This window comes from Embleya sp. NPDC001921, from assembly GCF_053594475.1.
Window position 1 is genome coordinate 1 of sequence record NZ_JBSFEO010000009.1, and the last position, 26,463, is coordinate 26,463.

Here is a 26,463-nt window from a genome sequence, read left to right on the forward strand (position 1 = left end):
GGCATCATGGGCGGTCCGATGGCCGCCCACCTGGTCCGGGCCGGCCACGAGGTGACCGCGTTCAACCGCGGTCGAGTCGAATCGACCGCCCCGCCCCACTCGCGTACGACCTCGGGCCGAGCCGTTCGGAGGACACGCCCGGCGTCGGGTGGTACCGCGGTACGGGACGGAGCCGGCTCTTCGGGTGGATGTGCCCGAACCGGTCGCCGGCGGATCGTGGAAGGGTCAGTCCACCCCCCGGCTCCCAGAGGACGCCATGAGCACCCTGTCCGAGTTCCCCGCCCCGAACACTGCCCCGCGCGTCCGGCCGCGGCACGTCTGGCAGTGGGCGAAGGCCGGGCGTTCCGTCCCCGCGCTCGCGACCTTCGTCGGCCTGCTGATCCTGCCGGTGCTCGCGTTCGTGTCGGCCTATCCGCTGTTCTCCGGCGTCGCCGACGCCCTCTTCGACACCTCGGCGGACGATCTCACCGCCGGACGCGGCTTCGGCGGAGCGGTGGTCGAGCCGGTCACGGGCGCCGCGCTCGCCGTCACCGCCGCGCTGATCGTGCTGTACAGCGCCGCGCGCGTACTGCGCCGACGGGGTCGCTGAGCACGGCCGGACGACCGACGCGCACCATCCGCCGACCGGGCCCGCGCGGGGCTCGGTCGGCGTTCGGGTCGTCCCGGACCGACCGGATCAGAGCAGGCCCAGCACCAGCGAGGCCGCGCCCGAGAGGACCAGGCCGCCCAGGATCTCCATCGACCACTGGACTCGGACCGGGCCGGTGGACTTCGCGGCGAACTGCTCGCTCATCCCGCGCAGGTCGTCCACGACCTGGTCGGCGCGGGAGAGTTGGGGCAGGTCGTGCGCGCCGTGGCCGTACGGGTCCTCCGCGGCCGAGCGGCCCTGTTGGCGCAGCGCTCGCTTGCGTTCGCGCAGCGAGACCGGGATGGCCCAGATGTGGAACGACTTCTCGTCCGCACGCACCTCGATCGAGTACTCGGCCCGGACCCGCTCGACCGCGCCCCAGGGCACCACGATGGTGCGGAACGGGTTGCGGATCACCAGGTGCTCCGGCCCGACCAGCACCGCCGAGCGCAGGGTGAGCGCGACCACCAGGACCGCGAAGAAGACCACGACGGCGATGGCGAGCCACTTGGTGCTGCCTTCGCCGCGGATCAGCGTGTCGATCACCATCCACACCCCGGCGGCGATCAGAAGCACCCCGACGGCCATCGCCGGCCGGGAGCGATACGTGGTGATGTCCTCGTCGCTGCTCATGACCGGTGATTGTGCCGCAAGACACCGGCCTGGTTTGGCTCGGCCGGACCACTGGGCCCGACGCTACGCGAGTAGATATGCTCGTCTTGTGAGCATGCCGTCTGCAATTCTCGCCGACCCGGCCGAGGTCACCTCGTCCGAAGCGGCCCTTCGACGCTTTCTGCACGGGCTTCCCGGCGTCGACAGGGTCGGGACCGAAGCGCGGGCAGCAATGCTCGCCACCCGCTCGATCAAGAACGAGGCCAAGGTCGCCGCGATCGACCTCGCCATCAGGATGATCGACCTGACCACACTGGAAGGTGCCGACACCCCGGGCAAGGTCCGGGCCCTGTGCGCGAAGGCGCTGCATCCGGACCCGGGCGCGCCGGACGCGCCCCGGCCCGCCGCGATCTGCGTCTACGGCGACCTGGTCGCCGAGGCCAAGGCCGCGCTCGGCGACTCGGGAGTGCACGTCGCGGCCGTCGCGACCGCGTTCCCCTCCGGCCGCGCCTCGCTCGACGTGAAGCTGGCCGACGTCGCCCACGCGGTGGCCGCCGGCGCCGACGAGATCGACATGGTCATCGACCGTGGCGCGTTCCTGTCCGGTCGCTACCGGGCCGTCTTCGACGAGATCGTCGCGGTCAAGGCCGCGTGCGCCCGCGGCGCCGCGGCCGGTGGGGGCAGCGCCCACCTCAAGGTGATCCTGGAGACCGGTGAACTGTCGACGTACGACAACGTCCGCCGCGCGTCGTGGCTCGCGATGCTCGCGGGTGCCGACTTCATCAAGACGTCCACGGGCAAGGTCGCGGTCAACGCGACACTGCCGGTGACGCTGGTGATGCTCCAGGCGGTCCGCGACTTCCGCGAGGCCACCGGTATCCGGGTCGGCGTCAAGCCGGCCGGTGGGATCCGCACCACCAAGGACGCGATGAAGTACCTCGTGCTGGTCAACGAGACGGTGGGCTCGGACTGGCTGGACCCGGACTGGTTCCGGCTCGGTGCCTCCAGCCTGCTCAACGACCTCCTGATGCAGCGCCAGAAGCTGGCCACGGGCCGCTACTCCGGCCCCGACTACGTGACGGTGGACTGACAGCCATGGGCAACCCATTCGAGTACGCGCCCGCGCCCGAGTCGCGCGCGATCGTCGACATCGCCCCGGCGTACGGGCTGTTCATCGACGGAAAGTTCGCCGACGCGGCGGACGGCGGTCGGCTCAAGACGGTGAACCCGGCGACCGAGGAGGTGCTGGCCGAGATCGCGGTCGGCGGCGAGGCGGACGTGGACCGCGCGGTCAAGGCCGCGCGCAAGGCGTTCAAGTCCTGGTCGGCGCTGCCCGGCGCGGAGCGGGCCAAGTACCTGTTCCGGATCGCCCGGCTGATCCAGGAGCACGGGCGCGAGCTCGCGGTCCTGGAGTCGATCGACAACGGCAAGCCGATCCGCGAGTCGCGCGACGTGGACATCCCGCTGGTCGCGGCGCACTTCTTCCACTACGCGGGGTGGGCCGACAAGCTCGCGCACGCCGGCTTCGGGTCCGACCCCAAGCCGATCGGTGTGGCCGGTCAGGTCATCCCGTGGAACTTCCCGCTGCTGATGCTGGCCTGGAAGGTGGCGCCGGCCCTCGCGGGCGGCAACACCGTGGTGCTCAAGCCGGCCGAGAGCACCCCGCTGACCGCGCTGCGCTTCGCCGAGATCTGCGTCGAGGCCGGGCTGCCGGACGGTGTGCTGAACATCGTCACCGGCGCCGGCGAGACCGGTCGCGCGCTGATCGCGCACCCGGACGTGGACAAGGTCGCGTTCACCGGCTCCACCGCCGTGGGCAAGGAGATCGCCCGCACCATCGCGGGCACCCGCAAGCGGGTCACCCTCGAACTCGGCGGCAAGGCCGCGAACATCGTCTACGACGACGCCGCGATCGACTCCGCCGTGGACGGCATCGTCGAGGGCATCTTCTTCAACGGCGGCCAGGTCTGCTGCGCCGGCTCGCGGCTGCTGGTGCAGGAGTCGGTGGCCGAGGAGCTGCTGGCGAGCCTGACCCGGCGGATCAAGACGCTGCGCGTGGGCGACCCGCTGGACAAGAACACCGACGTCGGCGCGATCAACTCGGCCGCGCAACTCTCCCGGATCCAGGAACTGGTCGCGGCGGGCGAGGCCGAGGGCGCCGAGCGCTGGTCGTTGGCCGGCGAGCTGCCCGACAAGGGCTTCTGGTTCCCGCCGACGGTGTTCACCGGCGTCACCCAGGCACACCGGATCGCCCGGGACGAGATCTTCGGCCCGGTGCTGACCGTGCAGACCTTCCGCACCCCCGCCGAGGCGGTGGAGAAGGCGAACAACTCCGCGTACGGCCTGTCCGCCGGCGTGTGGACGGAGAAGGGCGCCAAGGCCCTGTGGACCGCGCAGCGGTTGCGGGCGGGCGTCGTGTGGACCAACACGTTCAACAAGTTCGACCCGGCCTCGCCGTTCGGCGGGTTCAAGGAGTCGGGCTTCGGCCGCGAGGGTGGCCGCCATGGGCTGGAGGCCTACCTCGATGTCTGAGCGCCTTGAGGTGTTGAAGACCTACAAGCTGTACGTCGGGGGCAAGTTCCCCCGGTCCGAGAGCGGGCGGGTGTACGCGGTGACCGACAGCAAGGGCCGGACCCTGGCGAACGCGCCGCGCGGCAGCCGCAAGGACGCCCGCGACGCGGTCGTCGCGGCGCGCAAGGCGTTCCCGGGCTGGTCGGGCGCCACCGCCTACAACCGGGGCCAGATCCTGTACCGGATCGCCGAGATGCTGGAGGGTCGGCGCGAGCAGTTCGCGACCGAGGTCGCCGCGGCCGAGGGCATCGGCCGGACCAAGGCGCTCGCGTCGGTGGACGCGGCCGTGGACCGCTGGGTCTGGTACGCCGGGTGGACCGACAAGCTCGCCCAGGTCGCGGGCGGCGCCAACCCGGTCGCGGGTCCGTTCGCGAACTGGTCGACGCCCGAGCCCACCGGCGTGGTCGCGGTGATCGCCTCGCAGCGCTCGTCGCTGCTGGGCCTGACCAGCGCGGTCGCGCCGGTGATCGCCACCGGCAACACCGCCGTCGTGCTCGCGGCGGGCGCCTCGGCGCTGCCCGCGTTGTCCTTCGCCGAGGTGCTCGCGGTGTCCGACCTGCCGGGCGGGGTGATCAACATCCTGACCGGGCACCCGGCCGAGATCGCCCCGACGCTCGCGTCCCACCAGGACGTCAACGCGATCGACCTGACCGGCGTGGCGCCGGACGCGGGGGTCGCGTCGGCGCGCGACCTGGAGATCGCGGCGGCGGACAACCTCAAGCGCGTGGTGCGCCCCGAGGCCAAGGAGCCGGACTGGTCGGCGGACCCGGGCACGGGTCGGATGCTGGCGTTCACCGAGATCCGCACGGTCTGGCACCCGACCGGGCACTGACCGCCGGACCGCTCCGGGCGGTCGGGCGCCGGCCGCCGGACCGCTCCGGGGGCGACAGCGCGAGGACCGTCACCCATGTGGGTGACGGTCCTTCTGTCGCTACCGTCCTCAGGCCGCGAGCACGCGGGCGGCGCGGGTCTTTGTCGCCGGGCCCTTCGCGTCGGCGAGCCGCCGGGTGGAGAGCTTCCAGGTGGCCAGGACGCGGGCGATCACGACGAGGGCGAAGAGGGCGAACAGGGCGGACATGCGATCAGATCCTCAAAGTTGCGAAAGTGCGGTCGCCCGGGCGAACCGCCTTGTGGGACTCGACGCTAGCCGCGCGCGGCCACCGTCTCGGGCCTCTTGACACGGCATCGACGCGGGTGAGGGCATTCCTGACGGGATCTTGACGAGCGGTCAGCGCAGCGACAGCTCGGCGATCACCGCCGCGTGATCGGTGTGCGGCACACGGTGTTCGGACACCGAGACCACCGCGATCCCGCCGGTGACCAGCACGTGGTCGATCCCGAACAGCGGCGGCAGGCCGTGGAAGTACGCCATCGGCCAGGTGCGCACCAGGGCCCGGCCGCGCTCCTCGTGCGCGTCCCGCAGCCCGGCGCCGGTGAGCGCGCGGAACGAGGCGTTGTCCGAGGTCGCGTTGAAGTCGCCGAGAAAGATCGCGGGCAGCGTGCGCCGCTCCGCCTCGCGGCGCAGCGCGTCCATGTCGTGGGCCCACTTCCCGGCCTGCCCGCGTATCGGCGGGATGGTGTGCACGCCCTGGATCCGGACCGGGCGCCCGTCCACCTCCAGGGTGGCGCCGGGCATCGGCATCGTGGTGCGCTCGGGCAGCAGCCGCTCCTCGGTCAGCGGCCGGCGCGCGTAGATCGCCAGTCCGGCCGCGCCGGGCTCGCCGGCTCCGGCCGAGTACGGGAGCTCCCGGGTCAGGCCGGCCCGCTCCAGGCCCGCCGCCAGTTCGGGCGTCAGCTCCTCCACGGCCAGCACGTCCACCCGCTCGCGGCGCACCAGTTCGGTGATCCGGACCGGGTCCGCCTTGCCGAGGTAGGCGTTCGAGGTCATCACGCGCAACCGCACGCCGCCGGGCGCGGGGCCGTCGGCGGGGGTCAGCCTCGGCAACATCCACAGGGTGTGCACGACCACCAGGCCCAGCGCGACGAGCAGGGTCAACCGCATCCGCAGCAGCGCGGCCCCGATCAGCACCAGCACCGAGGCCGCCGCCGCGTACGGGGCGAAGACGGTCACGATCGCGACCGGCCACATCGCGTCGAACACCAGCAGCCGCGCCCCGGTCACCAGCACCGCGCCCGCGAAGACCAGGCCGACCACACCGCGGCCGAACGTGCCGGTGCGCCGGCGCAGCCGCCACAGCCGAGGCGGCGGCGGGATCTCCCGCACCGACTCCGTCTCGACCTCGGCGGTCACGGCCGGGTCCCCCCGTGCGCGGGCGGCGCCGGCGGAGTGCCCGGCCGGGGCGGCACGGCCGGGGTGCCGGTGCCCGGAGTGCTCGCGGAAACGACCGGCTGCGGGCCGGTCTCGGAAACGGCGGTCCGTGATCCGGTCGCGGCGCCGCGCGGCGGCGTGGACGCCGGCTCGGCACTCGGTTCGGGACCACTGACCCGGGGCCGGTCCGCGTCCGTCGGGGTGTGGTGTTCGCCGGTGGCGCCGGCGTAGCGGGCGCCCGACCCGGAATACGCCGGGTATTGCCCGGATGTGCCGACCGGTTGGCCGGCGCCCGTCGCGTCCCGCCCGTGCGAGAGCCATTCCTGATGCGGCAGCGACTTGCCGCGGGTGACCGTCGGCGTGGCCGGCGCGCCCAGGACCACGAGCAGGAACCAGGCGCACAGCGCGAACATGACCAGGACACCCACGTTGATCGCGCTCTGTTCGACCCGGGCCCCGGCCGGTATGTCGGCGAACCCGCCGCCGTCGTAGGCGAGCCCGCCCAGCGCCGCGGTCAGCCCCACGGCGCCCTGTAGGGCGAGCACTCCGAGCGCGGCCCGGGTGATCACCCGGGCCCTGGGCGTGGGCCGGCCGGCGTGCGTCGCCAGCAGCACCGCGCCGGCGAGCAGCACCGGCGTGAGCACGTCGAGCAGGGCGGACTGACCGCCATAGGCACGCGCCCGGAACCCGTGCACCCCCGAGCCCACGCCGAACAGGACGCGCAACGCGTCGACCGCCAATTGGAGTGCCACGAAGCCGACCAGCGCCCATGCCGCCGGCTCCCGCAAACGATCCGTTTCCTGCCGCATCCGAGTGCCTCCCCGTGGCCGTGTCCGCGGCTCAGGGTAGACGGGCACGGGCCTGGCGGCAGGGGGCCGGCGCGCGCCGGGTGCGGTGGCCGGCCGGTTCAGAGTTGATCGAGCGCGTCCCGCACGGTCATCCCGTCGGCGAGGTCGCCGGTGACCAGGCTGGTGCCGACCGGCGTGTCGCCCACGTCGGTGCCGACGCTGTTGGACAGCGGGTTCAGGCCGCCGCCGTTCATCGGGTTGAGTTGCGCGCGCTCCACGACGCCGAGCACGGCTCCGGTCGCCGCGGCGGCGCCCTGGCCGGCCGCGGGCACGTCGGTACGGGAGATCTCGTCGGGCGCGACGGGCGCGGCCGTGGCGCTCCCGGCGATGCCGAACGCGGCGGCGGCGCCGAGGGATGTGGCGGCGAGCACGGTGCGAAGTACGGAGGACATGGCGATGGCCCTTCCCTGTCGACTAGGGGATCGACCACGCAACGTAGCCACTCGACTACGTCGAGCGCAATTCGGCGCCCCGTGCGCCGATGTCCCGAATCCGCTCCCGATTCGACGGAACCGTCACAACCCCATCCGCCGTCCCTGCCGATGACACATCCGGCCCGGGACCATCGACACCGGTACGACGCACAACCGCACGGCACAACTGCACAGGGGAAACCGCGACGCGAGCAAAGACGCGGGCGGGCGAACGAGTTCGCGCGGCGCGCGCGGATCGCATCGGATCGCGAACGCGATCACGTGGTGGGACCCGATGATCGGGCCGAGTTCGGGCAACGAACTCCGGAGCTCAGGCGACGAGTTCGGCGAACGCCTCGTCGGCACCGAAGCTCAGCGCGTCGTCCTCGCGCAGCCGGCGCAGCGCGCGCCAGATGCTCGACTTGACCGTGCCGACGCTGCAACCGAGCACCTCGGCCACCTCGGGGTCGGTGCGACCCTCGTAGTAGCGCAGCACCAGCATGGTGCGCTGCGGCTCGGGCAGCTTGGCCAGCGCGCGCCAGAGCACCGCACGCAGCTCGGTGTCGCCCATCGAGTCCGAACCGTCCGGACGCTCGGGCAGCTCCTCCGAGGGGTACTCGTTGATCCGACGACGACGCCAGGCCGATATGTGCAGGTTGGTCATCGTGCGGCGCAGGTAGCCGCCCAGCGCGGCCTTGTCCTGGATCCGACCCCACGCCTGGTACGTGCTCATCAACGCGCTCTGCAACAGGTCCTCGGCCTCGTTGCGGTCACCCGTGAGGTGGTACGCGGTGGCGAACAGCGCCGACCGGCGCTCACGGACATACGCGGTGAATTCGTCGTCGACACTGTCCGTGCACGAAGCACTACGCGCGTTGCCGTTCAGCGGGGCAAGGGCGACGACGGTACGGCGGTTGTCCTTGCGGATGCCCTGCGACTGCGTCTGGGACTGCATGACTTCTCCCCCGGTTCGGCGCTCGTTCACGATGTACAGCCTGCTGGGCGGGCTTCATCGTCAGGTCGGTGAGCTGTCACAGGTATGCAACAGCGACCTCGGGCGGCGAACCGGAAGGGGCCTCCCCGTGTTCTTCCCAGCCGTGACGTCAGACACAATGGCCTGCGTGCCCTACCTGCTGCTTATCGAGGATGACGAGTCCGTACGAACCGGACTCGAACTCGCCCTGGGGCGCCAGGGCCATCGCGTGGTCACCGCTGCCACCGGTGAGGCCGGCCTGGAACGGTGGCGCGAGCAGCGCCCCGACCTGATCGTGCTCGATGTGATGTTGCCGGGCATCGACGGCTTCGAGGTGTGCCGGCGGATCCGCCGCACCGACTCGCTGCCGATCATCCTGCTCACCGCGCGCAACGACGACATCGACGTCGTGGTCGGCCTGGAGTCCGGCGCCGACGACTACGTGGTCAAGCCGGTCCAGCCGCGCGTGCTGGACGCCCGCATCCGCGCGGTGTTGCGCCGCGGCGAGCGCGAGGTGTCCGACGCGTCGGTGTTCGGCGACCTGGTGGTCGACCGCAACGCGATGACGGTGACCAAGGCCGGCGAGGAGCTCCAGCTCACCCCGACCGAGCTGCGGCTCCTGGTCGAGCTGAGCCGGCGGCCCGGTCAGGCGCTCTCCCGGCAGCAGTTGTTGCGCCTGGTGTGGGAGCACGACTACCTCGGCGACTCGCGCCTGGTGGACGCGTGCGTCCAGCGGCTGCGCGCCAAGGTGGAGCAGACCCCGTCCGCACCGACACTGATCCGCACCGTCCGGGGCGTCGGCTACCGCCTCGACCCGCCCCAGTGACGGGCCGGCCGCCGCTGGTACGCCGGATCGTCCGTCGGGTCGCCCCGACCCTGAAGCTGCGCTCGTTGCGGTTCCGGGTACTCGTCGCCTTCGCGCTGGTCGCCTTGATCGCCGCGGTCGCCGCGTCCGGCATCGCCTACTGGTTGACCCGGACCGCCGTGCTGGAGCGCGCGCAGGACTCGGTGCTCACCGAGTTCCGGGACAACCTCGGCCGGGTCTCCGCGGGTCTCCCGGAGCACCCGGACCAGGCCGATCTGGGGCCCGCCGTCGACCAGATGCGGGAGAGCAGTTTCGGCTACTCCGTGGTCCTGGTCGGCGCCGACGGTCGCCCGGTCGCCTCCAACCCCACCCGGTTCCCGCTGGAGCGGGTGCCCGCGAGGCTGCAGCGCATGGTGCAGACCGCCGACGGCGGCGGTGGCTTCCACATGTACTTCCAGCGGATCGACATCGAGGGGCAGCCCTACCTGGTCGGCGGCACCCGGGTGGTGCCCAACGGGCCGACGGGCTACATGTTCAAGTCGCTCAAGGACGAGCAGGCCGACCTCAACTCGCTGGCCCGCTACCTGATCGTGGGCACCCTGCTGGCGCTGGGCGCGGCGGCGGTGGTCGCGCTGTTCGCCGCGCGGCACATCCTGCGCCCGGTGCGCCGGCTCGGGCACGCCGCGCGCGAGCTGGGCGCGGGTCGTCTGGACACCCGGCTGGACGTGCGCGGCTCGGACGAACTCGCGGACCTGTCCCGGACCTTCAACGACGCGGCGGAGAAGCTGGAGCGCAGCGTCGCCGAACTGCGCGCGCTGGAGTCGTCCTCGCGCCGCTTCGTCGCGGACGTCTCGCACGAGTTGCGCACCCCCTTGGCGGCGATGACCGCGGTCAGCGAGTTGCTCGAGGAGGAGGCGGACAGCCTCGGCGAACAGGGCGCGCCGGCCGCCCGGTTGGTGGTCGCCGAGATCGAGCGGCTGGCCACGCTGGTCGAGGACCTGATGGAGGTGTCCCGGTTCGACGCGGGCACCGCGGCGCTGGTCGCCGACGAGGTGGACATCACCGACCTGGTCACCGCGTGCCTGGACGCGCGTGCCTGGATGGACGCGGTGGACCTTCGGGCACCCCGGGGCATCCTGGCCCGGGTGGACCCGCGCAGACTGGACGTCATGGTCTCCAACCTGGTCGGCAACGCGTTGCGGCACGGCGGCTCGCCGGTGACCGTCGAGATCCACCACGAACCGCGCGTGGCGATACCCGGAATGCTCGCCGGTCCGGAGGAGGATCTCGTGATCGAGGTCTCCGACACCGGTCCGGGCATCCCCGAGGACGTACTGCCGCACGTGTTCGACCGTTTCTACAAGGCGGACAGTTCGCGGGCGCGGTCCGAGGGCAGCGGGTTGGGGCTGTCCATCGTGATGGAGAACGCGCGGATCCACGGCGGTACCGCGTACGCGTCGAACATGCCGGGCGGCGGTGCCAAGTTCACCCTGCGCCTGCCGCTGGTGCCGCCCGAACTCGAAGAGATAATCGACCCGGACGAGGGCGTGGAGGACGACGGCGTGCACGCCGACCTCGACGCCGAGATCGCGGAGCACCCGGAGCACGCCGGCGCCGACCTCGGCGGCACCGGTGCCGGCACGCACGACGAGCGAGGAGACAGGCGTTGAGACCCCGCCGGCGGCTTCCGATCGTGATCTTCGCGACGACCGGTGTGCTCGCCGCGCTCACGTCGTGCGGGATCCGGCCGACCGAGGGACCGGTGGGGGCCGGGAAGCCGGCCAGTCGTACGGCGCCGTCCGCGCAGAGCCGGCTGCCCGGCTCGGAGCGGCACATCGTCTACCTGGTGAAGGACAACCGGCTCCAGGCGCTTCCCCGGGGCGGCCGGCTGTTGTTGCGGCCCGCCGAGGCGGTCCCGGACAAGCCGCGCACCGACCAGGTCAACCAGCTCCTGGAGGAGTTGCACCTGGGCCCCAACGACGCCGAGGCGTTGGACGGGTACACCACCGCGCTGCCCGCCGGCGGCCTGGTCGCGGCCGACCGGCGCGAGGGCGACCCGCCCACCCTGTTCCGGCTGGACGCGCCGCTGTCGGCGCTGGCCACGATCGCGCTCGGGCAGGTGGTCTGCACGCTGCAGAGCGCTTCCGGCGGCGACACGGTGCTGCTCGCGGGTCGACGCACGGCGCCGGAGAGCTACCGGTGCGAGAACTATCTCGACATCAGCCGCAAGACCACGGCCACGCCGTCCCCCGGCGCCCGGGCCTCCGGTCCGCCGTCGGCGTTCGACAAGGACTGGCCGCAATCGCGCCCTTCCGGGAAGACCCTTACTCCCCGAGGCGGATGAGCGAGCCGGGTCCTGCGATGGATGTGGCCGGGTCCGAATCGTCCTACCTTCGAAGTACGACGACGCCGCGTCAGGCGCCGCCGCATCGAGGAGGAAGCGCCATGACCATGAGCACCGCGACCCTCAGTCGCCCGCGTCACGGCCGCCGGATCGCCGGCGTCTGCGCCGGCATCGCCCGCCGCTACGGCTGGTCCGTCACCACCGTCCGCGTGGTGTTCGTGCTCTCCTGCCTGCTGCCGGGCCCGCAGTTCCTGCTGTACATCGCGCTGTGGATCCTGCTGCCCCAGGACTGAGCGAGGCGGGACGGAGCAACGGCCCGACCGCACCGGCGCCTATCATCCGATCAACGGATGGGTAGGCGGTTCGATCGAGTGGTCTCGCGGGACCGGAGGGTTCCGGGCCGTGCGCTCGGTCGGGGGGCGGGGACATGCAACCGGGAAGCACACACAACAAGAACCTCATCATCACCATGTCGGTGATCGCCGGCGTCCTGGTGACCCTGGTCGGGCTGGTGCTCAGCGGCACGCTGGCGGTCGAGGCCGGGCGCACGCAGGCGATGAACTCGAAGCAGTACAGCGACAGGGACGTCGAGGACACCCGGGGGTTCTGGGACCAGGACCGGCAGGACGAGGCCAAGCCCCGGGGCGCGGAGATCTCGCCCGACCAACAGCCGCCGCAGTTGCCCGACCAGGAGCAGCAGCGGCCCGAGGCGGACTACCGTCAGCCGCCGACGATCCAGGCGCGCCGGGTGGCCTCGCCGTACACCGAGCCCGAAACGGCGATCCGGGGCAAGATCTTCTTCCGGACGCCGGAGGGCGTCGCCGAGTGCAGCGGCACGGTCGTGCACCACCCCACCGGCAACATGGTGTGGACGGCGGCGCACTGTCTGCACGGCGGCCGGGACAAGGACTTCTACGACAAGGTCACCTTCGTGCCGGGGTACAACGGCGCGGGTCGCACTCCGGCGGAGCGCGAACCGTACGGACGGTGGCCGGCCCGGCGGATCACGGTGAGCAACCAGTGGGCGCAGAACGCCGATCCGGGCGGGTCGGACGCGAGCGCGTCACCGTTCGACTACGGCGCCTTCATCGTCGACTCGCGGAGCGGGCGCACTCTGGAGGACGCGGCGGGAGCGGGCGCGGACGTGCTCTGGAACGCGCCGCGACACCTTCGCGTGCAGTCGTTCGGCTACCCGGGCGACACGCCCTACGACGGCACCGCGCTCTACACGTGCTCGTCGCCGACCACGGACTTCCGCGAGGACGGCTGGCCGCAGCCGGACATGTTGTGGATGGGCTGCACGATGACCGGCGGGTCCTCCGGCGGTGGCTGGTTCGCCGAGGTGGACGGGCGAAGCTACCTGGTCAGCAATGTCTCACTGGGGGTGACCACGCGGAATTCGCGCACCATGACGGGGCCGTATCTGGGCGATGTGGCCAAGGACATGTACGACTCGCTGTGACGGATCGGCGGCCCGTGCCGGGTCGGCGGCCGGCGGGCCGAAGCCGCGCGGGCACGACGACGCCCCGCGTGCGGCGCGACGAAGCCGTGTCCTCGCGCAGGATCGACACGCGATGGACACGGCCCGTGGCACGACAGGACCGACCGGTTCCGCGCCGACGACCCGGCCCGGCGGCAGGTGCGGAACCCGATGCGGATGTCAGAGAGGCAGTCCACCCAGCGGCAGTTCCCCGAGCGGCGTGCCACCGAGCGGCGAGGACTCGCCCGTCGGCAGCGTGTCGGTGGGCAGCGCGTTGAGCGGCGAGCCCAGGCCGCCCTTGGCCGGGGTGCCCTGCGCGGCGAGGCCGCCCATGCCCTGCTCCATGCTCTGCTCCATGCCGTGGGCCACGGTCCCGGCCGTGTGGCCCGGGGTGAGCACCTCGCCGACGGGGAGCGCGTCGGTGACCTGGGTCAGCGGGAACGGCGCGGCGGCATCCGGCAGGGCCGCCTGGGCCGTTGCGGCGGCCGGGGCCAGTCCCTCGACCAGGTCGGTCACCGGCACGGCGCTCGCGGAGCCCGCGGCGCCCGCTGCCATTGCCGCGCCGAGCCCGGCCGTGATGGCCGCCTTACGCGTTACCGATCGCATGTGCATCCTCGGTTTCTCGATTCGGGCGGGGCGAAACACACCCCGTTACGAAGTGAGACCGCAACGTAGCGAATCGGACGCGGAATGCGCAAAACACCCGCTTCGGGTCAGGCCAGACCGTCCGCCCGAACCCGGAGGGGCTTCGGGGTGCGCCCGCGATCTGAATCGGTCTAAATCAGTCCGAATCGGTCGGGCGCACCCACGAAAGGTCAGCTCCGACCGAAAAGCCATTCCGACTTGAGCGCGGCATAGCCGGGTTTGATCACCTCGTTGATCATCGCGAGCCGCTCGTCGAAGGGCAGGAAGGCGCTCTTCATGGCATTGACGGTGAACCATTGGAGATCGTCCAGGCCGTAGCCGAACGCCTCGACGAGGTGCTCGAACTCCCGGGTCATCGACGTACCGCTCATCAAACGGTTGTCAGTGTTCACGGTCACCCGAAAATAGAGTCGGCGCAGTAGGCCGATCGGGTGATCCGCGTAGGACGTGGCGGCGCCGGTCTGCAGATTCGAGGTCGGGCACATCTCCAGCGGGATGCGCTTGTCGCGCACGTACGCGGCGAGCCGGCCGAGTTCGACGCTGCCGTCGTCCTTGACCGTGATGTCGTCGATGATCCGCACGCCGTGGCCCAGTCGGTCCGCGCCGCACCACTGGAGCGCCTGCCAGATCGAGGGCAGGCCGAACGCCTCGCCGGCGTGGATGGTGAAGTGGTTGTTCTCGCGCTTGAGGTACTCGAACGCGTCCAGGTGGCGCGTGGGCGGGAAGCCCGCCTCGGCGCCGGCGATGTCGAAGCCGACCACGCCCATGTCGCGGTGCCGGTTGGTGAGTTCGGCGATCTCCAGCGAGCGGGCCGCGTGCCGCATCGCGGTGAGCAGCGCACCGACCTTGATCCGGTTGCCGGCCTCGGCCGCGCGGCGCTCGCCCTCGCGAAAGCCCGCCTCGACCGCCTCGACCACCTGGTCCAGGGTCAGGCCGGCTTCCAGGTGTTGTTCGGGGGCGTAGCGGATCTCGGCGTACACCACACCGTCGGCGGCGAGGTCCTCGGCGCATTCGGCGGCGACCCGGAACAGGCCCTCGCGGGTCTGCATCACCGCCACGGTGTGGTCGAAGGTCTCCAGGTAGCGCTCCAGCGAGCCGGAGTCGGCGGCCTCGCGGAACCACGTGCCGAGCGCCTCGGGGTCGGCGCTGGGGAGGCGGTCGTATCCGGCCGCCTCGGCGAGTTCGATGATCGTGGCGGGGCGGAGCCCACCGTCGAGGTGGTCGTGGAGCAGGACTTTGGGTGCACGCCGGATCTGCTCGACCGTGGGCGAGGCAGCGGGCGTGTTCGGGTGACTGCTGTACATGAAAGGACTTTACTGCCTACGCGCGTAGATCACCCGCTCTTTGTCGGGGTGGCTTTGGCGCCGGCCCACGGGGGCTTTGGCGGTGACCTACGGAGTGGCTTTGGCGCCGGCCTACGGGGCGGCCTGTGCCGGCGGTCGGGTCGTGGGGGCGGGGTGGGCGTGCTCGGGGTGCAGCAGGTGGCCGCGGCGGCCGAGGGCGAATTCGCGGAACAGGCGTACGGGGGTGGTTTCGGGCCGGGCCGGCATCCAGGCGAGGCCGATGGTGCGGAAGGCGCGGGGGGCCGTGACGGCCAGGTGCACGGTGCCCGGGCGCGGGGCGTCGGGGGCGGGCAGCAGCGAGACGCCCAGGCCCGCCGCGACCAGGCCGCGCAGCGTCTCGGCCTCCTCGCCCTCGAAGGCGATCCTGGGCACGAACCCCGCCTCGGCGAACAGCGCGTCGGTGATCCGGCGCATCCCGTAGCCCGGCTCCATGCACACGAACACCTCCTCGGCCGCCTCGGCCAAGCGCACCCGACGGCGGTGCGCGAGCCGATGGTCGGCCGGCACCACCAGGTAGAGCCGCTGAACGTCCAGCGCGCGCACGGCCAGGTCCGGCGCGTCCGGCAGCGGAGCGGTCAGGCACAGGTCGAGTTCGCCGGCCCGCATCCGCTCCAACATCGCCGAGGCGGAGTCCTGGACCAACTGGAACCGGATCCCGGGGTGGTGCACCCGAAAGGCGCGCAGCAGGCCGGGCACCGCCTCGGGGCCCATCGTGTGCAGGAACCCGAACGCGACCTTGCCGCGCGCCCCGCCCGCGTCCTCGATCACCTCGTCCAGCCCGCGCTCCAGCAGCGCGAGCGCCTGTTCCACGTAGCCGAGCAGGGTGTGACCCTGCCGGGTGAGCGCGACCCCGCGACCGGTCCGGGCCAGCAGCGGGACACCCACGTCGGCCTCCAGTCGGGCCATCGTGCGGCTGAGCGTGGGCTGCGGAACACCCAGCCCGGCGGCGGCCCGAGTGATGTGCTCCTCGCGTGCGACCGCGGCGAATTGGGTCAGGAGCGGGGCGATGGCCGCGGAAACCTCGGCTGATCTGCTGTCATACGACACGGCATGGATTCTTCCCTAAACATGCATTGGACGCATGAAAGGGCGCGGCCTAGTTTCGTACACATGCCCGCTTCGAACAGTGCTTCGGACCCCGCCCCAACCACCGACCCGACCACCGCTCCCGTCCGGCACACGCGCGGTTCGCGCGCCTACCGTCGGGTCAACCTGGCACTGTTCGCCGCTGGCTGTTCGACCTTCGCGATGCTCTACGCCACCCAGACGCTGCTGCCGGAGTTGTCCGACGGGTTCCACCTGGACCCGGCGACGGCCAGCCTGTCCGTGTCGGTGACCACCGGCGCACTGGCTCTGGCGGTGATCCCGGTGAGCATGTTGTCCGAGCGGTGGGGCCGCTCCCGGGTGATGACGATCTCCGTGTTCGGCGCGGCCCTGCTGGGCGTACTGGCCGCGTTCGCACCGGACTTCGGCACCCTGGTCGTGCTGCGCGCGGTGCAGGGCGTGGCGCTGGCCGGACTGCCCGCGACCGCGATGGCCTACCTCGCCGAAGAGGTCGACGGCCCCTCGCTCGGCTCGGCGATGGGGCTGTACGTGGCGGGCAACAGCATCGGCGGCATGGGCGGCCGACTGGTCACCGGCCTGGCGTCGGACCTGGGCGGATGGCGGGTCGCGCTGGTGGCGGTCGGCCTGCTGGCGCTCGGGTCGGCGATCGCCTTCCGGGTGTTGCTGCCGCCGTCGCGCAACTTCACCCCGTCGACCATGACCGCCCGGCAACTCACCGGCGTACTGCGCTCGCACGTGGCGGATCCGGTGCTGCGCCGGCTGTACCTGCTCGGCATGGTCTTCATGGCGGCGTTCGGCACGGTCTACAACTACCTCGGCTACCGGCTGCTCGCCGAGCCGTTCGGGCTGCCGCAGACGGTGGTCGGCGCGATCTTCGTGATCTACCTGGCGGGCACCTTCAGTTCGGCCGCGTCGGGTCGGCTGGTCGGCCGGATCGGGCACCGCGCGACGTTGTGGGCCGCGGCGGCGATCACCGCCGCGGGTGCGCTGCTGACCCTGCCGGACAACCTGGCGCTGGTCGTGGTGGGCCTGATCGTGCTCACGGCGGGCTTCTTCGCGGGCCACTCGGCGGCCAGTTCGGCGGTGGGCCTGCGGGTCACCGAGGGCCGCGCGCAGGCGTCCGCGCTGTATCTGGCGGCCTACTACCTCGGCGCGAGCGCGGGTGGCCCGATCGGCGGCGTCGCCTTCCACGGCCACGGCTGGGCGGGCGCGGTGCTGCTCGTGCTGGTGCTGATGGCGGCGGCGGGGTGGGTCGCCCTCGGGCTCAGGGGCCGGGTGACCGGCGCGGCGACGGCGCCCGCGGCGATCCGGCGGCGGCCCCGCGCGCACCCCGCGCGCTCCACCGCCTGAGCGGTGCGCGCGGGCCGGTTCGGGGCCCGATGCGGGCCCCGGCCGGCCTTGGCATGCTGGGCGCCATGGACGAGCGGCACGACCCGGTCCCGGGGCACCGCCCGGGCGACCGCGACGACTTCGGCCGGGTGTACCGACCGCACACCGTGCGCGCGGGTTGCGCGCTGCTCGGCTGCCTGTTCGTGATCCTCGCCTCGTCCGTGGCGATCGCCGCCCTGCTCCTGCGGGCACTGTGACCGACGCGGTCAGTAGCCCTGGGCCGCCTTGCGCTCGCCGGCCACGATCCTGGCCCGCTCGATCTCGTTGATGTGCGTCTCGGTCCACTCGCGCAGCGCGCGGATCGGCTCGCCCAGGCTGCGGCCGAGTTCGGTGAGTTCGTAGTCCACCCGGGGCGGGATGGTCGGGGTCACCGTACGCAGCACGAAGCCGTCCGCCTCCAGGCTGCGCAGGGTCTGCGTGAGCATCTTCTGCGACACCCCCTCGATCCGGCGGCTCAGGTCCGTGTACCGCATCGTGCCGTCCCGCAGCGCGTCCACGATCAGCACCGTCCACTTGCCGGCGATGTGGTCCAGTACCTGACGCGTCGCGCACTTGGCGCTGTAGACGTCGGCGGGGAGGCCGACCGATTCGACGATGGTCACCATACGGGGAGAGTAGCGCACCAATTAGTGCCTACTTCCCACTAGAGAGTGGCTCTCCAAGAATTATGGCCATGAGCAACCACACGTCGAACATCCGCACACCGGCCGACCACGTGTCGGACCACCACGGCTCGGGCAACGGCACGTCGATCCGGGCCGGCTCGGTGGCCGAGGCCATCCGCGCGCGCCGCACGGTCCGCCACTACCGCTCCGAGCCCATCCCGGCCGACACCCTGCGCGCGCTGCTCGAACTCGCCGTCGAAGCCCCCACGAGCTGGAACCTCCAGGACCGTTCGATCGTGGTGGTCACCGACGGCGCGGGCCGCGCGGGCCTGATCGAGGCCACCGGCGGTCAACCGCAGGCCCGGGAGGCGCCGGTCCTGCTGGTCTTCGTCGCCGAGCCGCAGGCCTGGCGCGAGGAGCGTGCCGACGTGTACGAGCTCGCCCGCCGCAACGACGCCTGGAGCGCCGAGTTCGCGACCATGTTCGCCGCCGCCTCGCAGGAATTCCAGCAAGGCCTGGCGGCACGCGGGTTGTTGCGCGAGTACGCGGTCAAGGACGCGATGATCGCCGCCACGTACGTCATGCTCGCCGCGACCGAACTGGGCCTGGCCACGTCGCCGATGAACGGCTGGGACGAGGATCTGGTCAAACGGGCGATCGGCGTCGCGGACCGCGACGATCTGGCGATCGCGCTGATCGTCGCGGTCGGCCGACCGGCCGAGGAGCGGCGCCATCCCGGGCGCCGGGCCCTGGAGCACAACGTCTTCCACGGCCGCTACGGCGTCGCGGGGTCGTGACCGGGACCCGTTCCGTGATCCCGGCGGGTCCGTTGTCGGGAGAGGGGCGGGGGCGTGGTGCCCGCACGCCGCGAGCCGGCCCACCGCCCCACGCGATCAGGCCCTCGCCTCCCGGTCGGGAGTCGAGGGCCTGGCCGTGTGCGGCGCAGCCTCAGGCCGTCGGGCCGATCCGGTCGATCAGGATCGGGGTGGCCTCGAAGGCGGTGCCGGCCGGCGCGATCGTGACCGCGTCGGCGAGGATCTCGCTCGCGTAGTCGAACCGCTCCGGGGTGTCCGTGTGCAGGGTCATCAGCGGCTGCCCGACGGTGACCATGTCGCCCGGCTTGGCGTGCAGTTCGACGCCCGCGCCTGCCTGCACCCGCTCCTCCTTGCGGGCCCGGCCCGCGCCCAGGCGCCAGGCCGCGACGCCGACCTCGTAGGCGTCCATCCGGGTCAGCAGGCCGGACGAGGCCGCGGTGACCACCTGGGTCTCGTGCGCCACCGGCAGCTTCGCGTCCGGGTCGCCGCCCTGGGCCCGGATCATCCGGCGCCACACGTCCATCGCGGAGCCGTCGCGCAGCGCGTCCGCCGGGTCGATCCGGGTCTGCCCGGCCGCCGCGAGCATCTCGCGCGCGAGCGCGAGGGTCAGCTCGACCACGTCCGCCGGACCGCCGCCCGCGAGCACCTCGACCGACTCGCGGACCTCCAGCGCGTTGCCCGCGGTCAGCCCCAACGGGGTGGACATGTCGGTCAGCAGCGCGACCGTCTTGACTCCGTGGTCCACACCCAGCCGGACCATGATGCGCGCCAGTTCGCGCGCGTCGGCCAGGTTCTTCATGAACGCGCCGGAGCCGACCTTGACGTCGAGCACCAGCGCGCCGGTGCCCTCGGCGATCTTCTTGCTCATGATCGAGCTGGCGATCAGCGGGATGGCCTCGACCGTGCCGGTCACATCGCGCAGCGCGTACAGCTTCTTGTCCGCCGGCGCGAGGCCGTCGCCCGCCGCGCATATCACCGCGCCGACGTCCTCGAGCACGCGCATCATCGCGTCGTTGGACAGCGCCGCCCGCCACCCGGGCACGGCCTCCAGCTTGTCCAGCGTGCCGCCGGTGTGGCCCAGGCCGCGCCCCGACAACTGCGGGACCGCGACCCCGCACGCGGCGACCAGCGGCGCGAGCGGCAGGGTGATCTTGTCGCCGACGCCACCGGTCGAGTGCTTGTCCGCGGTCGGCCGGGACAGCCCCGAGAAGTCCATCCGCTCGCCCGAGGCGATCATCGCGTCGGTCCAGCGGTTGATCTCGGTCGCGTTCATGCCGTTGAGCAGGATGGCCATCGCGAGCGCGGACATCTGCTCGTCCGCGACCTCGCCGCGCGTGTACGCATCGACCACCCAGTCGATCTGAGCCGCCGTCAGTTCACCGCGGTCCCGCTTCGTACGGATGACCGAAATCGCGTCCATGCTGTCCGTTCTCTCTTGGCCGCCGAGGCGACCTGTTCGGGTCACGAGCTCGTGCTAGCGAAGATCGTCGGGCCCGAAGGCATCCGGCAGGATCTCCCGCAACGGCCGTACCCCGTGCTTGGTTTCCAGCAACATCTCGGCGCCGCCGTGCTCCCACAGCAGTTGTCGGCAGCGCCCGCACGGCATCAGGACCGCCCCCTCGCGGTCCACGCAGCAGAACGCCACGAGCCTGCCGCCGCCGCTCAGGTGCAGCGCGGACACCAGGCCGCACTCCGCGCACAGCGTGAGACCGTACGACGCGTTCTCCACATTGCACCCGGACACTATCCGGCCGTCGTCCACCAGCGCCGAGGCGCCGACCGGATACTTCGAGTACGGGGCGTACGCGCCCCGCATCGCCGCCGTCGCCGCGTCCCGCAGCGCGCGCCAATCAATGTCCGGCACCCCGTCAGCCCTTCGTGTAGGGCTTGTTGGCCGCCGCGGGCGCGCGCACCTTGCCGACCAGACCGGCCACCGCGAAGATCGTCACGACGTACGGCATCATCTGCAGGAACTGGCTGGGGATCGAGGTGTTCAGCGGCTGCAACGACGTGGCCAGCGCGCTCGTGAAGCCGAACAGCAGCGCCGCGGCCACCGCGCCCAGCGGACGCCAGCGCCCGAAGATGACCGCCGCGAGCGCGATGTAGCCCGCGCCCGAGGTCATGTCCTTCGAGAACGTGCCCACCGTGCCGATGGTCAGGAACGCGCCGCCGATGCCGGCGATCAGGCCCGCCATCATCACGTTGCGGTAGCGGGTCGCGTTGACCTTGATGCCGACCGTGTCCGCCGCCGTCGGGTGCTCGCCCACCGCGCGGGCCCGCAGACCCCAGCGGGTGTGGAACAGGCCGAGCTGCACGATCACGACCAGCGCGTACATCAGGTACACGATGATGTTCACGTCGAACAGCACCGGGCCGATCACCGGGATGTCGGCGAGACCGGGGATCCGGATGTTCTCGAACACGCCCGGGTTGTTGTAGCCCTCGGGGTCCTTCTGCAGGAGCTGCGTGTACAGGAAGCCGGTGATGCCGGCGACCAGCAGGTTGATCACCACACCGAGGACGACCTGCTCGACCAGGTAGCGCACCGCGAAGACCGCGAGCAGGGCGCCGATCAGCCCACCGGCCACGGCGCCCGCGGCCAGCCCCGCCCACAGCGACCCGGTGACCGAGGCGGTGAGCGCGGCGGCGAACGCGCCGAACAGGAACTGACCGTCGATGGCGATGTTGACCACGCCGGAGCGCTCGCCGATCACGCCCGCGAGCGCGCCGAGCACGAGCGGCACGGCGGCCAGCAGGGTGTTCTGCAGGGCGCCCGCGAAGGACATCTGCTTGCCCGCGACCGCCCACACCAGGAACGCGATCACGAACGCGACCAGGAACAGCGCGATGCTCAGCCGGATCGCCACCCGCGAGCGGTCCAGCGCGATCCGCAGGCCGCCCGCGATCATGCACACCACGGACATCGCGATCGCGACGGCCCGCGCGGGCAGCGACAGGTCGCCGACCTCGGTGGTGTCGCGGTTGGGCACGTTCATCCCGAAGACCGCGTCGACGCCGCTCTGGGTGCCGAAGCCGAACGCCCACAGCGCGTACAGCCCGACCAGGACGAAGCCGATGCCCGTGATCAGGGCCTTCTTGCGAGCCGCGGCCCGCACCACGTCGGCGGCCTCGCCGGTGGGGGTCACCGGTGCCTCCACGTGGGGGGCGATCACGGTGTCCGCCACCTGCGTGCCTCCTTCAGGATTCCGCTCGCTCATGCCTGGACCCCCACGGTCTCCTTGGCGGCCAACGGCCCGCCCTCGGCGCCCTTGCGGGCCCCGCGCAGCCGGAAGATCGAGCGCACCAGCGGCGGCGCCGCGACGAACAGCACGATCACGGCCTGGATGACGATGACGATGTCGACGGACACGTTCGCGGACGCCTGCATGGTCGAGCCGCCCGCGCGCAGCGCGCCGAACAGCAGGGCGGCCAGCACGGTGCCCAGCGGCTTGGTGCGGCCGAGCAGGGCCACGGTGATCGCGTCGAAGCCGATGCCGGCGTCGATGCTAGGGGTCAGCGTGTGTGCCGGGTTGGTCGAGCTCATCACCTGCGAGACACCGGCGAGACCGGCCATCGCGCCGGCGATCACCATCGCCAGGATCTGCGCGCGGGCCACGCTCATGCCCGCCGTACGCGCCGCTTCCGGGTTGGAGCCCACCGCGCGCAGCTCGAAACCGAGCGTGGAGCGGTTGAGCAGCCACCAGTAGACCCCGGCCGCGACCAGCGCCAGGATGATGCCGAAGTGGATCCGCAGGCTGTCGCCGAACAGGTTCGGCAGCACCGCGTTGTCGTTCGCGTCCTTGCCGATCGGCTGCGACTGGCCGCCCCGGCGGAAGGCGTCGGTGGTCAGCAGCCAGCCGAGCAGCAGCACCGCGATGTGGTTGAGCATGATCGTCACGATCACCTCGTGCGCGCCGTAGCGGGCCTTGAGGAAACCGGCGATGCCCGCGTACAGCCCGCCGCCGATCACGCCGGCGAGGATCACGAAGACCAGGTGGATCACCGGCGGCAGGTCGACGACGAACCCCACCCACGACGCGAACACCGCGCCGGCGATGATCTGCCCCTGCGCACCGATGTTGAACAGCCCGGTGCGGAAGGCGATCGAGACCGCGAGACCGCCGAAGATCAGCGGCGTGGCCTGGGTGATCGTCTCGGAGATCGGCCGGAAGATGTCCTCGACCGAACCGTCGGAGAAGGTGTCCGGGTTGACGATCGCGCCCTTGAACATCGCCGTGTAGGCGTCCGAGACCAGGGTCCAGGAACTGGAGAGCGCTTCGCCGGGGGCGGCGAAGAAGTACTTGTACTCGTCGAGCACGTCCTGGTCCGCGAGGATCATCAGGATGCCGCCGACGACCAGCGCCAGCACGATCGCCAGGAAGGTCACCACGGCCGAGTTGCCGGTGATGATCGCGTCGAGCACGGCCCGACCGAGCGAGGGCTTGTGCGGCGCCGACGGGCTCGCCCCCACCGGTCCGGCCGTCTTCTCGGTCAGGGCCGGCTTCGCCTCGCTCGGCTCGCCGGGCGTGCTCTTGTTGTCCTCGGTCACGCTGGGTCCTCCTCCCCCGGGGTTGCGTCGCTGTCGATGGCGGTCTCGGCCGTGTCCCGCCCGGTGGTCGCCGCGGTCGCGCCGGCCGGTGCGCTCGCCTGGGCCGCCCCGTCCCGGTTCGGGATCACGCCGGCCATCAGCAGACCCAGGTCGCCCCGGGACGTGGTGGGCGGCACGATGTCCACGATCCGTCCGCGATACATCACCGCGATCCGGTCGGCCAGCGCGACCACCTCGTCCAACTCGGTGGACACGATGATCACCGGGGTACCGACGTCGCGCTCGGCCACGATCCGCTTGTGGATGAATTCCATCGCCCCCACGTCCACCCCTCGGGTGGGCTGCGAGGCGATGAACAGCCGCAGCGGGCGCGAGAGTTCGCGCGCCACGACGACCTTTTGCTGGTTGCCTCCGGACAGCGTGCCGGCCGGCGAGTCGATGGTCTGGGTGCGGATGTCGAACTCCTCGACCCGCTGCCGCGCGTTGTCGCGCACCGCGCCCAGGTCGATCGACCCGCGGCGACCGAACGGCGGCTGGGTGACCAGGTCCAGCACCAGGTTCTCGGCCACCGTGAAGTCGCCGACGATGCCGTCGTGCTGCCGGTCCTCGGGCACGAAGCCGACGCCGGAGTTGAGGATCTGCCGCGGGGTGCGGCCCGCGAGGTCCCGGCCGTCCAGGCTGATCTTCCCGGCGGCGGGCGTACGCAGACCCAGGATGGCCTGGGTCAACTCGCTCTGGCCGTTGCCGTCCACGCCCGCGATGCCCAGGATCTCGCCCTCGCGCAGGCGCAGGTCGACCCGGTCCACCACGGCCTGGCCGTTGACGTCGAGCACGGTCAGGTCGTCGATCTCCAGCCGGACCGCGCCCGGCTTCGCCTCGGTCTTGTCGACCACCAGCTTGACCGGCCGACCGACCATCAGCGACGCGAGTTCCTTCTCCGAGGAGGCGGGGTCCGCGGTGCCGACGACCTTGCCGCGCCGGATCACGGTGATCCGGTCGGCGACCGCCTTGACCTCTTTGAGCTTGTGCGTGATGAACACGATGGAGTGGCCGGAGGCGCGCAGCGCGCGCATCACCCGGAACAGTTCCTCGGTCTCCTGCGGGGTGAGCACCGCGGTGGGCTCGTCCAGGATGAGCACCTTGGCGTCGCGCACCAGCGCCTTGAGGATCTCCACCCGCTGTTGCAGACCGACGGGGAGGTCCTCGACCAACATGTCCGGGTCGACCTTGAGGCCGTACTCGTCGACGAGGTCGAGCACCTTCTTGCGGGCCCGACGGCGGTCCAGCCAGCCCAGCGGCTTGGTCTCCTCGTGGCCGAGCATGACGTTCTCGGCGACGGTGAAGACCGGGACCAGCATGAAGTGTTGGTGGACCATGCCGATGCCCGCGTCGATCGCGTCACCGGCGGTCCGGAACTTGCGGGGGGTGCCGTCGACCACGATCTCGCCCTCGGTGGGCTCGTAGAGCCCGTAGAGCACGTTCATCAGGGTCGACTTGCCGGCACCGTTCTCACCGAGAAGGCAGTGGATCTCCCCCGGCTCGACGGTCAGGTCGATGTGGTCGTTGGCGACCAGCGACCCGAACCGTTTCGTGATTCCGCGCAGTTCGAGCTTCAACGCGGAGACCTCCTCGGCTACGCCCCCCGCGAGGGGCCGCTACGGGTTCGACCCGGGTCCCCGCGGGGCCCGGGCGGTACGGACACGGGCGCCGCGGAATCTGCTTCCGCGGCGCCCGATCGTCGAAGTCAGCTCTTCGGCTGGTTCTTCGAGGTGATCTTGATCTTGCCGCTGATGATGTCGGCCTTGACCGTGTCCAGCTCGCTCTTGAGGTCGGCGGGGACCTTCGAGTCGAAGTCGTGGAACGGCGCCAGGCCGACCCCGTTGTTCGCCAGCGTGCCGATCGTGGACTTGGTGGTGAACTGGTTCGTCGCCGCGGCCTTGACCGCGTTGAACACCTGGCCCTTGATGTCCTTGGTCACGGTCGACAGGAACACCGTCTTGTACTGCGAGGCGCTCTCGTAGCCGTCCGTGTCGACCCAGATGATGCTCGCCTTGCCGTTGCTCTTCTGCACGGCGGAGGTCGCACCGAGACCGGTCTGACCGGCGACCGGCATGATCACGTCGGCGCCCTGGGCGATGAAGTCGTTGGCGGTGCGCTCACCGTCGGAGGGCGAGTCGAACTTCTCCGTGAGCGAGCCGTCGCCCTTGACCTCGTCCCAACCGATGACCTGGACGTTCTTGCCCTTGGTCTGGTTGTAGTACTTGACGCCCTGGACGTAGCCGTCCATGAACACGGTGACCGGCGGGATGGCCTTCGCGCCGAAGGTGGCGACCTTGCCGGTCTTGGAGAAGCCCGCGGCGAGGTAGCCGCCGAGGAAGCCGGCCTCGGCCGTGTTGAACTGCAGACCCTGCACGTTCGGCTCGATGCTGGAGGAGTCGACGATCGCGAACTTCTGGTCCTTGTGCGTCGTCGCGGCGGCCTTGGTCGCGTCGGCCATCAGGCCGCCGACCGCGATGATCAGGCCGCACTTGTCGTTCACGAGGCTGTTCAGGTTCGGCACGTAGTCGTTCTCGGTCTTCGAGGTGATGTACTTCACGTCGACGCCGAGCTCCGACTTGGCCTGCTGCAGACCCGCCCACGAGGAGGCGTTGAAGGAGCGGTCGTCGATGCCGCCGGTGTCCGTCACCATGCATGCCTTGAAGTCGATCTTGGTCGCCTGCGTACCACCCGGGGTGGCACTGCCCGAATTCGACTTCTTGTCGTCGTCCTTGGGCTTGCTACCGCACGCGGCGGTGGCAGTAAGGGCGAGAGTGACGCCGACCGCAGCCGCGGTCACCTTGGATACCCGGCGCACGGGTGTCTCCTTCCGATGAGCGCCCCTTCGGGCGCTGCTCCCAGATGCAGACCCTGACGCGCTTGGACCCCTGGTAAACGCGCGTAGACCTGCTAGCCGTCGGAGAGCATACCTAGTAAAAGAATATGAGCGACAAAAACCGTGAATCGCCACCGCAACACGCCCCGTTAGCCCGGCCGAGTAGCCGGAGCAGAGACGGGTCGGCGCGGAACCGGGCAGTCCGCGACATGACAGACGGAAAAGACCCGGTGCCGC

General features: G+C 71.4%; 28 protein-coding genes. 12 read left to right on the plus strand and 16 right to left on the minus strand.

The window, feature by feature from the left end:
* The first annotated feature begins 256 nt into the window (after nt 1-256).
* Nucleotides 257-589, plus strand: a complete 333-nt coding sequence (locus ACWCPW_RS12745; protein ID WP_449761584.1) for a hypothetical protein — start codon at nt 257-259, stop codon at nt 587-589.
* 87 nt (nt 590-676) lie between these two features.
* On the opposite strand, the gene ACWCPW_RS12750 is transcribed toward ACWCPW_RS12745, so the two are convergent.
* Nucleotides 677-1,261 (minus strand): PH domain-containing protein, encoded by a 585-nt coding sequence (locus tag ACWCPW_RS12750; protein ID WP_449761585.1) that lies wholly within the window; start codon nt 1,259-1,261, stop codon nt 677-679.
* Between the two features lie 94 nt (nt 1,262-1,355).
* On the opposite strand from ACWCPW_RS12750, the gene deoC reads away from it, so the two are divergent.
* The 3 genes from deoC to ACWCPW_RS12765 are packed head-to-tail and all read left to right on the plus strand — an operon-like array spanning nt 1,356 to nt 4,643.
* Nucleotides 1,356-2,330 carry a deoxyribose-phosphate aldolase gene (gene deoC / locus ACWCPW_RS12755; RefSeq protein WP_449761777.1) on the plus strand — a complete coding sequence of 325 codons (975 nt, stop codon included), beginning with the start codon at nt 1,356-1,358 and terminating at the stop codon, nt 2,328-2,330.
* Nucleotides 2,331-2,335: 5 nt separating this feature from the next.
* A complete protein-coding gene (locus ACWCPW_RS12760) occupies nt 2,336-3,772 on the plus strand; it encodes an aldehyde dehydrogenase family protein (RefSeq protein WP_449761586.1) in 1,437 nt (478 codons plus the stop codon).
* Nucleotides 3,765-4,643 (plus strand): aldehyde dehydrogenase family protein, encoded by an 879-nt coding sequence (locus ACWCPW_RS12765; RefSeq protein WP_449761587.1) that lies wholly within the window; start codon nt 3,765-3,767, stop codon nt 4,641-4,643. Before ACWCPW_RS12760 ends, ACWCPW_RS12765 begins: the two co-directional genes overlap by 8 nt.
* A 108-nt stretch (nt 4,644-4,751) precedes the next feature.
* Here ACWCPW_RS12765 and ACWCPW_RS12770 read toward each other — a convergent pair whose 3' ends face one another.
* The 5 genes from ACWCPW_RS12770 to ACWCPW_RS12790 all read right to left on the minus strand — a co-directional run bounded on the left by ACWCPW_RS12770 (nt 4,752) and on the right by ACWCPW_RS12790 (nt 8,296).
* Nucleotides 4,752-4,889, minus strand: coding sequence for a hypothetical protein (locus ACWCPW_RS12770; protein ID WP_449761588.1), 138 nt, complete (start codon nt 4,887-4,889; stop codon nt 4,752-4,754).
* A 150-nt stretch (nt 4,890-5,039) separates the two neighbouring features.
* Nucleotides 5,040-6,062 carry an endonuclease/exonuclease/phosphatase family protein gene (locus ACWCPW_RS12775; protein ID WP_449761589.1) on the minus strand — a complete coding sequence of 341 codons (1,023 nt, stop codon included), beginning with the start codon at nt 6,060-6,062 and terminating at the stop codon, nt 5,040-5,042.
* On the minus strand, nt 6,059-6,889 hold the full coding sequence (locus tag ACWCPW_RS12780) for a hypothetical protein (RefSeq protein WP_449761590.1): 831 nt from the start codon (nt 6,887-6,889) through the stop codon (nt 6,059-6,061). The genes ACWCPW_RS12775 and ACWCPW_RS12780 overlap by 4 nt, the downstream gene beginning before the upstream one ends.
* A 98-nt stretch (nt 6,890-6,987) precedes the next feature.
* On the minus strand, nt 6,988-7,320 hold the full coding sequence (locus tag ACWCPW_RS12785; protein WP_449761591.1) for a hypothetical protein: 333 nt from the start codon (nt 7,318-7,320) through the stop codon (nt 6,988-6,990).
* Nucleotides 7,321-7,672: 352 nt separating this feature from the next.
* Nucleotides 7,673-8,296 carry a SigE family RNA polymerase sigma factor gene (locus ACWCPW_RS12790; protein WP_395866437.1) on the minus strand — a complete coding sequence of 208 codons (624 nt, stop codon included), beginning with the start codon at nt 8,294-8,296 and terminating at the stop codon, nt 7,673-7,675.
* A 166-nt stretch (nt 8,297-8,462) separates the two neighbouring features.
* On the opposite strand from ACWCPW_RS12790, the gene ACWCPW_RS12795 reads away from it, so the two are divergent.
* From ACWCPW_RS12795 to ACWCPW_RS12815, 5 genes are all read left to right on the plus strand, one after another.
* Nucleotides 8,463-9,140 carry a response regulator transcription factor gene (locus ACWCPW_RS12795; RefSeq protein ID WP_174861367.1) on the plus strand — a complete coding sequence of 226 codons (678 nt, stop codon included), beginning with the start codon at nt 8,463-8,465 and terminating at the stop codon, nt 9,138-9,140.
* Entirely contained in the window at nt 9,137-10,789 is a 1,653-nt protein-coding gene (locus ACWCPW_RS12800) for an ATP-binding protein (protein WP_449761592.1), read from the plus strand. Before ACWCPW_RS12795 ends, ACWCPW_RS12800 begins: the two co-directional genes overlap by 4 nt.
* A gap of 23 nt (nt 10,790-10,812) precedes the next feature.
* Nucleotides 10,813-11,463 carry a hypothetical protein gene (locus ACWCPW_RS12805; RefSeq protein WP_449761593.1) on the plus strand — a complete coding sequence of 217 codons (651 nt, stop codon included), beginning with the start codon at nt 10,813-10,815 and terminating at the stop codon, nt 11,461-11,463.
* 101 nt (nt 11,464-11,564) lie between these two features.
* On the plus strand, nt 11,565-11,756 hold the full coding sequence (locus tag ACWCPW_RS12810) for a PspC domain-containing protein (protein ID WP_395866443.1): 192 nt from the start codon (nt 11,565-11,567) through the stop codon (nt 11,754-11,756).
* A gap of 134 nt (nt 11,757-11,890) precedes the next feature.
* Nucleotides 11,891-12,925, plus strand: coding sequence for a trypsin-like serine peptidase (locus ACWCPW_RS12815; RefSeq protein ID WP_449761594.1), 1,035 nt, complete (start codon nt 11,891-11,893; stop codon nt 12,923-12,925).
* Between the two features lie 198 nt (nt 12,926-13,123).
* Here the strand turns inward: ACWCPW_RS12815 and ACWCPW_RS12820 are convergent, their stop codons facing one another.
* The 3 genes from ACWCPW_RS12820 to ACWCPW_RS12830 all read right to left on the minus strand — a co-directional run bounded on the left by ACWCPW_RS12820 (nt 13,124) and on the right by ACWCPW_RS12830 (nt 15,978).
* Nucleotides 13,124-13,549 (minus strand): hypothetical protein, encoded by a 426-nt coding sequence (locus tag ACWCPW_RS12820; protein ID WP_449761595.1) that lies wholly within the window; start codon nt 13,547-13,549, stop codon nt 13,124-13,126.
* 209 nt (nt 13,550-13,758) lie between these two features.
* Nucleotides 13,759-14,892 (minus strand): adenosine deaminase, encoded by a 1,134-nt coding sequence (locus tag ACWCPW_RS12825; protein WP_449761596.1) that lies wholly within the window; start codon nt 14,890-14,892, stop codon nt 13,759-13,761.
* A 111-nt stretch (nt 14,893-15,003) separates the two neighbouring features.
* Entirely contained in the window at nt 15,004-15,978 is a 975-nt protein-coding gene (locus ACWCPW_RS12830; RefSeq protein WP_449761597.1) for a LysR family transcriptional regulator, read from the minus strand.
* 63 nt (nt 15,979-16,041) lie between these two features.
* On the opposite strand from ACWCPW_RS12830, the gene ACWCPW_RS12835 reads away from it, so the two are divergent.
* Complete coding sequence (locus ACWCPW_RS12835) at nt 16,042-17,346, plus strand: MFS transporter (protein WP_449761598.1); 1,305 nt, start codon at nt 16,042-16,044, stop codon at nt 17,344-17,346.
* A 65-nt stretch (nt 17,347-17,411) separates the two neighbouring features.
* On the plus strand, nt 17,412-17,582 hold the full coding sequence (locus ACWCPW_RS12840; RefSeq protein WP_449761599.1) for a hypothetical protein: 171 nt from the start codon (nt 17,412-17,414) through the stop codon (nt 17,580-17,582).
* Nucleotides 17,583-17,591: 9 nt separating this feature from the next.
* Here the strand turns inward: ACWCPW_RS12840 and ACWCPW_RS12845 are convergent, their stop codons facing one another.
* Complete coding sequence (locus ACWCPW_RS12845) at nt 17,592-17,990, minus strand: winged helix-turn-helix transcriptional regulator (RefSeq protein WP_449761600.1); 399 nt, start codon at nt 17,988-17,990, stop codon at nt 17,592-17,594.
* A gap of 68 nt (nt 17,991-18,058) precedes the next feature.
* On the opposite strand from ACWCPW_RS12845, the gene ACWCPW_RS12850 reads away from it, so the two are divergent.
* Nucleotides 18,059-18,787 (plus strand): nitroreductase family protein, encoded by a 729-nt coding sequence (locus ACWCPW_RS12850; RefSeq protein WP_449761601.1) that lies wholly within the window; start codon nt 18,059-18,061, stop codon nt 18,785-18,787.
* 151 nt (nt 18,788-18,938) lie between these two features.
* Here ACWCPW_RS12850 and ACWCPW_RS12855 read toward each other — a convergent pair whose 3' ends face one another.
* The 6 genes from ACWCPW_RS12855 to ACWCPW_RS12880 all read right to left on the minus strand — a co-directional run bounded on the left by ACWCPW_RS12855 (nt 18,939) and on the right by ACWCPW_RS12880 (nt 26,208).
* Nucleotides 18,939-20,225, minus strand: a complete 1,287-nt coding sequence (locus ACWCPW_RS12855; RefSeq protein WP_449761602.1) for a thymidine phosphorylase — start codon at nt 20,223-20,225, stop codon at nt 18,939-18,941.
* Between the two features lie 54 nt (nt 20,226-20,279).
* Nucleotides 20,280-20,669, minus strand: coding sequence for a cytidine deaminase (locus ACWCPW_RS12860; protein WP_449761603.1), 390 nt, complete (start codon nt 20,667-20,669; stop codon nt 20,280-20,282).
* Between the two features lie 4 nt (nt 20,670-20,673).
* Entirely contained in the window at nt 20,674-21,990 is a 1,317-nt protein-coding gene (locus tag ACWCPW_RS12865) for an ABC transporter permease (RefSeq protein WP_449761604.1), read from the minus strand.
* Between the two features lie 29 nt (nt 21,991-22,019).
* Nucleotides 22,020-23,354 carry an ABC transporter permease gene (locus tag ACWCPW_RS12870; RefSeq protein WP_449761605.1) on the minus strand — a complete coding sequence of 445 codons (1,335 nt, stop codon included), beginning with the start codon at nt 23,352-23,354 and terminating at the stop codon, nt 22,020-22,022.
* The gene (locus ACWCPW_RS12875; RefSeq protein WP_449761606.1) at nt 23,351-24,970 is read right to left on the minus strand and encodes an ABC transporter ATP-binding protein; all 1,620 of its coding nucleotides are present in this window, start codon (nt 24,968-24,970) and stop codon (nt 23,351-23,353) included. Before ACWCPW_RS12875 ends, ACWCPW_RS12870 begins: the two co-directional genes overlap by 4 nt.
* Before the next feature lie 128 nt (nt 24,971-25,098).
* Nucleotides 25,099-26,208 (minus strand): BMP family lipoprotein, encoded by a 1,110-nt coding sequence (locus ACWCPW_RS12880; protein WP_449761607.1) that lies wholly within the window; start codon nt 26,206-26,208, stop codon nt 25,099-25,101.
* Nucleotides 26,209-26,463 lie beyond the last annotated feature (255 nt).

What these genes read in the sequence shown, in the direction of transcription:
- ACWCPW_RS12745 (WP_449761584.1), top strand. Translation starts at nt 257, where the DNA reads ATGAGCACCCTGTCCGAGTTCCCCGCCCCGAACACTGCCCCGCGCGTC.
- ACWCPW_RS12750 (WP_449761585.1), bottom strand. Translation starts at nt 1,261, where the DNA reads ATGAGCAGCGACGAGGACATCACCACGTATCGCTCCCGGCCGGCGATG.
- deoC (WP_449761777.1), top strand. Translation starts at nt 1,356, where the DNA reads ATGCCGTCTGCAATTCTCGCCGACCCGGCCGAGGTCACCTCGTCCGAA.
- ACWCPW_RS12760 (WP_449761586.1), top strand. Translation starts at nt 2,336, where the DNA reads ATGGGCAACCCATTCGAGTACGCGCCCGCGCCCGAGTCGCGCGCGATC.
- ACWCPW_RS12765 (WP_449761587.1), top strand. Translation starts at nt 3,765, where the DNA reads ATGTCTGAGCGCCTTGAGGTGTTGAAGACCTACAAGCTGTACGTCGGG.
- ACWCPW_RS12770 (WP_449761588.1), bottom strand. Translation starts at nt 4,889, where the DNA reads ATGTCCGCCCTGTTCGCCCTCTTCGCCCTCGTCGTGATCGCCCGCGTC.
- ACWCPW_RS12780 (WP_449761590.1), bottom strand. Translation starts at nt 6,889, where the DNA reads ATGCGGCAGGAAACGGATCGTTTGCGGGAGCCGGCGGCATGGGCGCTG.
- ACWCPW_RS12785 (WP_449761591.1), bottom strand. Translation starts at nt 7,320, where the DNA reads ATGTCCTCCGTACTTCGCACCGTGCTCGCCGCCACATCCCTCGGCGCC.
- ACWCPW_RS12790 (WP_395866437.1), bottom strand. Translation starts at nt 8,296, where the DNA reads ATGCAGTCCCAGACGCAGTCGCAGGGCATCCGCAAGGACAACCGCCGT.
- ACWCPW_RS12810 (WP_395866443.1), top strand. Translation starts at nt 11,565, where the DNA reads ATGACCATGAGCACCGCGACCCTCAGTCGCCCGCGTCACGGCCGCCGG.
- ACWCPW_RS12815 (WP_449761594.1), top strand. Translation starts at nt 11,891, where the DNA reads ATGCAACCGGGAAGCACACACAACAAGAACCTCATCATCACCATGTCG.
- ACWCPW_RS12820 (WP_449761595.1), bottom strand. Translation starts at nt 13,549, where the DNA reads ATGCGATCGGTAACGCGTAAGGCGGCCATCACGGCCGGGCTCGGCGCG.
- ACWCPW_RS12825 (WP_449761596.1), bottom strand. Translation starts at nt 14,892, where the DNA reads ATGTACAGCAGTCACCCGAACACGCCCGCTGCCTCGCCCACGGTCGAG.
- ACWCPW_RS12835 (WP_449761598.1), top strand. Translation starts at nt 16,042, where the DNA reads ATGCCCGCTTCGAACAGTGCTTCGGACCCCGCCCCAACCACCGACCCG.
- ACWCPW_RS12840 (WP_449761599.1), top strand. Translation starts at nt 17,412, where the DNA reads ATGGACGAGCGGCACGACCCGGTCCCGGGGCACCGCCCGGGCGACCGC.
- ACWCPW_RS12845 (WP_449761600.1), bottom strand. Translation starts at nt 17,990, where the DNA reads ATGGTGACCATCGTCGAATCGGTCGGCCTCCCCGCCGACGTCTACAGC.
- ACWCPW_RS12850 (WP_449761601.1), top strand. Translation starts at nt 18,059, where the DNA reads ATGAGCAACCACACGTCGAACATCCGCACACCGGCCGACCACGTGTCG.
- ACWCPW_RS12855 (WP_449761602.1), bottom strand. Translation starts at nt 20,225, where the DNA reads ATGGACGCGATTTCGGTCATCCGTACGAAGCGGGACCGCGGTGAACTG.